We start from the raw sequence: 6,096 nt of genomic DNA, 5'->3' as shown, positions 1-6,096 counted from the left end.
TTTAAAGAATTCATTGTCCTGTTCTAGTAACTCATTTTCTAACTGTTCTAATTGCTGCTCAGACAGCGGCTGATCGGCACGGCCTTTATCCGGTATTTTATGTTCTTCATTGGCCCATGCGCCTAAATCTATTAAACGACAACGGTCAGAACAAAAAGGCCGGAAAGCAGATCCAGGACCCCAGATAACTTCTTTCTGGCAGGTCGGGCATTTAACGATAGTGGCCATAAGGCATACTCCAACAGCATCTTCAAAAGTGCGCTAGTGTAACGCAGACTGTGGATTTCAGGTAGGGGCGGGGTTTATCCACGCCCGTCACGCAGTTAATACAATCTAACAACAAGCCAATTTAAAAGGAATAGCTTTATCCATAGTGGTGCGTCCTACACTGTTGCAGAGCTGCATGAAGCGTATGGCATAGCGGTATCTGTTACCGCTGATGGTAGGGTAACTTTGGTATTCCATAGAGTAGTCGATACGCAGTAATTCGAACTGTTCGGTATTGCTCTGGAAAAAACCGTTTTCAGCAATAAGTTCTTTAAATTGTCCACGTTCCCGGATGAAGGTCAGCACATAAGAGATGGCAGTTTCAACCAGAGAGAGTTGATCAAGCCACTCCTGGGCCACCTTTTTGCGCTGAGCTAAAGGCTGAGAGAACCAATACTGCAACTGAGGTAAATCAAAATAGCAGGTGCCACCTGGAATAAAAAAACGCTGGCGCAACGGGGCGAGGAATTTATCTTCTTTTAAACTGCTGGCAAATTTTCCGCAGCGTAACAAATCACTTTGTAACCGCACTGCCTTTTGCAGCATGCTTTGTAACATCTCATCTGAAATGGCAGGGTGGCGGGACCAGTTCACCAGAGCTGATTCACAGCGCTCTACATCTTTGATCAAATCAGGCCGTACATCATTACGTTCTAATACTTCAATCAACGAAAATAACGAGCTAAAAAAGCCTTGCTGTTGCCATTCTGTTTCCAGCGGCAGCAGCTTGGTGACTTGCTGAAACAAGTACTCAACCCGTAAATAGGTGCGTACTTTTTCGTTCAGCGGATGTTCGTAGATGATTGAAGTCATGACTGAAACATTTGTTAACAATGTTCATTACCATAAACCTAAGTAGAGCTTTTTGCTAGTTTTTCCTTGGCAAACTGCTGATAACGCTGGTGCAGCTGCTGTATTTGGGCTTGAAGTTGTGAAAGTGGCACTGTATTGAGCAGCACATCATCTGCACCCTGCAAACGTTCAGGCCGTGAGAGCTGACTGTTCAGGATGTTTTGTACTTGTTCTGCAGGTACCCCATCCCTTTGGATAGTGCGGCTAAGTTGCAGTTCTGGGGGAACATCCACTACCAGTATTCTGTCGGTATAAGTTTGTAGTTTGTTTTCCAGCAGTAAGGGGGCAATGAGCAAGGCATAACCTGATGTACAGTCTGCTAACTGCTGTAGCAAACGCTGGCGGATCAGAGGATGCAATAACTGATTAAGCCACTGCTTTTCTGTTTCATCGGCAAAAATCCGTGCTCTGAGCGCAGCGCGATCCAATTGACCGTCCTTTTGCAGTATGCTCTGACCAAAGTGCTCAGTGATAGCAACCAGAGCTGCCTCTCCCGGCATCACCACATCGCGTGCCACTAAATCGGCATCTACGCTTTGTACACCCAGCTCATGAAACAGAGTGGCAACTGTGGTTTTACCGCTGCCTATGCCGCCGGTCAGGCCTACTATATATCCAGACATGTTAAAGACCCATTCTTTACAGGCCCATGGTGCCAAGATACCAGGCCGTTATATCTTTACCCCATAAAATAGCTATCCAGCCTGCAGCTGCTATATATGGCCCAAAAGGAATTGGGGTAGCTTTGCCTTTGCCCTGGATAAGCAGCATCAATGAGCCCAAAACAGCACCTACTACAGAGGACAACAAAATAATCAGTGGCAATAATTGCCAGCCAAGCAGGGCACCAAAAATGGCCAGCAGTTTAAAATCGCCATAACCCATGCCTTCTTTACCCGTGACCAGCTTAAATAACCAGAACACAGACCATAAACTTAAGTAGCCGGCAGCAGCACCAATCAGCGAGTCTGTAGGGGATACGGTAAATCCTGTGACGCTGAGCAATAAAGCAAACCACAGAAGGGGCTGAGTAAGTTGATCCGGCAACAGCATTTTGTCGATGTCGATAAAAGACAAGGCGATCAGCAACCAGGTCACCAGTAAATAAATCAGTGTTTGTTCTGTCACACCAAAATGCATAGCAACCAGCAAAGACAACAGGCCTGTGAAAGCTTCAATCGCCGGATAACGGGCGCTGATAGGGGCTTTGCAGTAACGGCATTTGGCTTTGAGTACCAGCCAGCTCAACAGCGGGATATTGTCCAAAGCGGACAGCTGATGCTGGCATTTCGGGCAGTGTGAATGAGGCAAAGCCAGATTAAACCGTGTTGGTGTTTGCTCAGGGTTTTGATTGAAATATTGTTGGTAGTCCTGTTGCCAGGCCAGTTCCATCATTTTTGGTAAACGATAAATCACCACATTCAGAAAACTGCCTACAGCCAGACTAAACAACACTACAACTACATAAAAGGTCACAGCTGATTGTTCAAACACCTGCACCAAAGGAGAAAAAAAATCCATTACACAATACTGCCCAGTTGGAAGATCGGAAGATACATCGCGATAATAAGTCCGCCTATTAAGACACCTAACACAGCCATAATCAAGGGTTCAAGCAAGGCAGTTAAACCATCGACTGCATCGTCTACTTCCTGCTCATAAATTGAAGCCACTTTCGCCAACATACTGTCCAAGGCGCCTGACTCTTCGCCTATCGATACCATTTGATTCACCATCTCAGGAAAGCAGCCGGTATTTTTCATTGCCAGATGCATCTGATTACCAGCCGCTACTTCTTCCCTAACCGACAAAATAGCCGCCCTGTATTTCTCGTTGCCCGCAGCGCCAGCGGCGGATTCCAAAGCTTCAATCAAAGGTACGCCTGCAGCAAAAGTGGTGGATAAAGTGCGGGCGTACCGTGCCACAGCTGCTTTGTTTAAAATCATGCCCATAATAGGCATCTTTAAAATGGCATGGTCGGCCGCTACTTTAAAACTCTGGCTGGTTTTGTAGGATTTGGAAAAGGTAAAAACTGCACCCACTATAGCGCCCAGCACTATGTACCAGTAACTTTGCATAAACTCCGAAATACCTAATACAAACAAAGTAAAAGCAGGTAATTCAGCGCCCATACTGCCAAAGATTTCCGCAAATTGGGGCACGACAAAAATTAATAAAATAGAAGTTACTATGCCAGCTACTACAATAACGGCTATAGGATAAAACATGGCTTTTTTAATCTTGGATTTCAGTGCTTCGGCTTTTTCTTTGTAAATGGCGATGCGGTCAAAAATTCTGTCCAAAGCACCTGACTGTTCGCCGGATTTGACTAAATCGCAGTACAGCTCATCAAAATGATCTTTGTGTTCACGCAGCACTTCAGATAAAGGCGTACCCCCTTGTACTTTAACGGAAATTTTTGCCATCAACTGGCGCAAAGTTTCATTGCTGGCACCGCTGGCAATCAGGTCAATGCTTTGTACTAAAGGTACACCTGCACCTAACATAGTGGCGATTTGCCGTGTGACCACTGAAATATCAGAGGACTTGATACTGGGCTGAGTAAAAGACAGGGGTTTGCTTTTTTTCTTTACTGACGAAGGAGTAAAACCTTGCTGACGTAACAAAGCTTTGGCTTCAGCCACAGAGCCAGCTCTGATTTCACCATTGCTTGTTTTGCCTCTTCTGTTAATGCCTTTCCACAAGAAGATATCGAGCTGCTTTACTTTTACTTCGGCCATAATTCTAATCCTTGTTTGCACTGTGATCTGTGGCGTTAGTCACCCGATTCACTTCAGCCAGGCTGGTGAGCCCTGCTGCTGCCTTTTTTAGAGCTGACTGGCGTAAGTTTGGAAACCCCTCAATTTGAGCCTGGGCAGCAATGTCCAGCGAATTAGCGCCTGCCATAATTTTAGCGGCAATTTGACCTGTAATAGGCATCACTTCATAAATACCCAAACGACCTTTGTATCCGCCGGTGCAATGGTCACAACCCACAGGTTTAAATAGCTTTAGGTTGCTGATCTGGATGGCTGAGAACCCTTGTTTTAACCCTTCCTGCTCTGGGATTTGTTCAAGGGCTTTACAATGATTACATAGGCGCCGGGCAAGTCGCTGGGCAATAATAAGCGTGACTGAACTGGCGACGTTGTAAGCGGGCACCCCCATATTCAGTAAACGGGTTAAGGTTTCAGGTGCAGAATTGGTGTGTAAAGTGCTGAGCACCAAATGGCCTGTTTGGGCTGCTTTAATAGCGATTTCGGCCGTTTCTAAATCACGGATTTCGCCGACCATAATCACATCAGGGTCCTGACGTAAAAAAGCCTTTAGCGCTGAAGGAAAGGTCAGTCCTGCTCTGGGATTCACCTGCACCTGATTGATGCCGGGCAAGTTAATTTCGACCGGATCTTCAGCTGTGGAAATATTAGTTTCTTCGGTATTGAGAATATTCAAGCCTGTATACAGGGATACGGTTTTACCTGAACCTGTGGGGCCTGTGACTAAAATCATGCCTTGTGGCTGAGACAAGGCATCCAGATACAGCTGCTTTTGTTCAGCTTCATACCCCAAAATATCAATACCCAGCATGGCACTGTCGGAGTCGAGGATCCGCATTACTACTTTTTCGCCCCACAAAGTAGGTAAAGTGCTGACCCGAAAGTCGATGGACTTTTTCTGTGACAGTTTAAGTTTTATCCGGCCATCCTGAGGCACACGTTTTTCCGCTATATCCAGACGCGACATCACTTTTAAGCGGGCCGATAAACGCGTAGATAAAGCCACAGGGGGTGATGCCACTTCATGCAAAATGCCGTCGATACGAAAGCGGATACGGTAGCTTTTTTCATAAGGTTCAAAATGCAGATCGGAAGCACCTTTTCGAATAGCGTCGTGCAGCATTTTGTTGATAAAAGAAATAATGGGCTGATCTTCGCTGTCCGAGCCCACGGTTTTGGTGTCTTCTTCTTCACCACCAGCCAGCCCCATTTTGGCTAAATCCCATTGGGTGTCGGTAAAACTGTCAGTGGCTGTGGTATCAAATAACTTGTCGATGGCTTTATGCAGCTTGTCGAACTCGACCACTATCATTTCGGCATTCAGGCCAGTATTAAATTCAAAGTCTTCCACTGACGTCATATCAGTAGGGTCGACTACGGCCAGAAATAAGGTTTTGTGTCTTTTGCTCAGGGGCAGAATATGGTGCTTACGAATAAGCTTTTCGTTACGTAATAGTTCCGGAATGGCATTGATATCAAAAAAATCTAAGTCCAGTGAGCTGTGCAGGGTAAAAGAAGCAGCAGCTTCCGCCAGTAGTTTAGACTGGATCAGTTTTTCGCCGATCAGCAAATCAGCAATGGTCTGATATTGATGACTTTTTTCCTGCAGCAATTTAGTGCACTGCTGGGGATCAACTAAATTAGCTTGCTGCAAACGTTTTAATAATATCGAGTTTGGGTTTAATGCCATACAGATTCCCGGTGGTGGATCTTGGCCTCTCTGGTCTTGCTTTATTCTGAGAAAAACGGCCCTGAACGGGCCGTTTATGATGTAAAAAACTTAAAAATTAAATACCACAACCTTTAATTGGAACGGCGCCAGAACCAGACAAGGCGCAAGCCCAGGTAATATTCTGTCCCGTTTGCGCTGGTGCTGTTGGGGTCATAGTGGCGGTGATACCATCATAAGTCAGAGCCAAAACGCCTAATCCAGTGCAGTTTGGTATTGCTGTACCTGAAGAGTCAGTACAGCCCAAAGCTCCGCCAGTGGCATAAGCTTCAGCGACTTTAATTTTTTGACCACCTAATGAAGCCACTGCATTCGAGCCACGGGCTTTGGCCGTGTAATCCTGATAAGCAGGTAAAGCGATGGCCGCTAATATACCGATGATCGCAACAACTATCATTAATTCAATAAGGGTAAAACCTTGATTACGTTTCATGGAACTTCTCCTGATTGGTTTGCCCACTGTTGGGGCTA

7 protein-coding genes are annotated in these 6,096 nt (G+C 45.8%); all 7 read right to left on the bottom strand.

Annotation, left to right across the window (positions count from 1 at the left end):
- On the bottom strand, positions 1-228 hold a 228-nt coding region (gene yacG, locus RHEIN_RS14310), incomplete at its 3' end, for a DNA gyrase inhibitor YacG (protein WP_008899691.1).
- A gap of 105 nt (positions 229-333) precedes the next feature.
- Complete coding sequence (zapD, locus tag RHEIN_RS14305; RefSeq protein ID WP_008899690.1) at positions 334-1,080, bottom strand: cell division protein ZapD; 747 nt, start codon at positions 1,078-1,080, stop codon at positions 334-336.
- A gap of 38 nt (positions 1,081-1,118) precedes the next feature.
- Positions 1,119-1,742, bottom strand: a complete 624-nt coding sequence (gene coaE / locus RHEIN_RS14300; protein WP_008899689.1) for a dephospho-CoA kinase — start codon at positions 1,740-1,742, stop codon at positions 1,119-1,121.
- Positions 1,743-1,758: 16 nt separating this feature from the next.
- Positions 1,759-2,640, bottom strand: coding sequence for a prepilin peptidase (locus RHEIN_RS14295; protein WP_008899688.1), 882 nt, complete (start codon positions 2,638-2,640; stop codon positions 1,759-1,761).
- A complete protein-coding gene (locus RHEIN_RS14290) occupies positions 2,640-3,860 on the bottom strand; it encodes a type II secretion system F family protein (RefSeq protein ID WP_008899687.1) in 1,221 nt (406 codons plus the stop codon). The genes RHEIN_RS14295 and RHEIN_RS14290 overlap by 1 nt, the downstream gene beginning before the upstream one ends.
- 4 nt (positions 3,861-3,864) lie before the next feature.
- The gene (gene pilB / locus RHEIN_RS14285; protein ID WP_008899686.1) at positions 3,865-5,586 is read right to left on the bottom strand and encodes a type IV-A pilus assembly ATPase PilB; all 1,722 of its coding nucleotides are present in this window, start codon (positions 5,584-5,586) and stop codon (positions 3,865-3,867) included.
- A gap of 97 nt (positions 5,587-5,683) precedes the next feature.
- Complete coding sequence (locus RHEIN_RS14280; RefSeq protein ID WP_008899685.1) at positions 5,684-6,058, bottom strand: pilin; 375 nt, start codon at positions 6,056-6,058, stop codon at positions 5,684-5,686.
- Positions 6,059-6,096: the final 38 nt, after the last annotated feature.

Origin of the sequence: Rheinheimera sp. A13L (assembly GCF_000217935.1) — a bacterium.
Classification (GTDB): Bacteria; Pseudomonadota; Gammaproteobacteria; order Enterobacterales; family Alteromonadaceae; genus Pararheinheimera.
The sequence above is the reverse complement of the archived record's forward strand: the minus strand, read 5'-3'. Positions and strand labels throughout refer to the sequence as shown.

What these genes read in the sequence shown, in the direction of transcription:
- zapD (WP_008899690.1), bottom strand. Translation starts at nt 1,080, where the DNA reads ATGACTTCAATCATCTACGAACATCCGCTGAACGAAAAAGTACGCACC.
- coaE (WP_008899689.1), bottom strand. Translation starts at nt 1,742, where the DNA reads ATGTCTGGATATATAGTAGGCCTGACCGGCGGCATAGGCAGCGGTAAA.
- RHEIN_RS14295 (WP_008899688.1), bottom strand. Translation starts at nt 2,640, where the DNA reads ATGGATTTTTTTTCTCCTTTGGTGCAGGTGTTTGAACAATCAGCTGTG.
- RHEIN_RS14290 (WP_008899687.1), bottom strand. Translation starts at nt 3,860, where the DNA reads ATGGCCGAAGTAAAAGTAAAGCAGCTCGATATCTTCTTGTGGAAAGGC.
- pilB (WP_008899686.1), bottom strand. Translation starts at nt 5,586, where the DNA reads ATGGCATTAAACCCAAACTCGATATTATTAAAACGTTTGCAGCAAGCT.
- RHEIN_RS14280 (WP_008899685.1), bottom strand. Translation starts at nt 6,058, where the DNA reads ATGAAACGTAATCAAGGTTTTACCCTTATTGAATTAATGATAGTTGTT.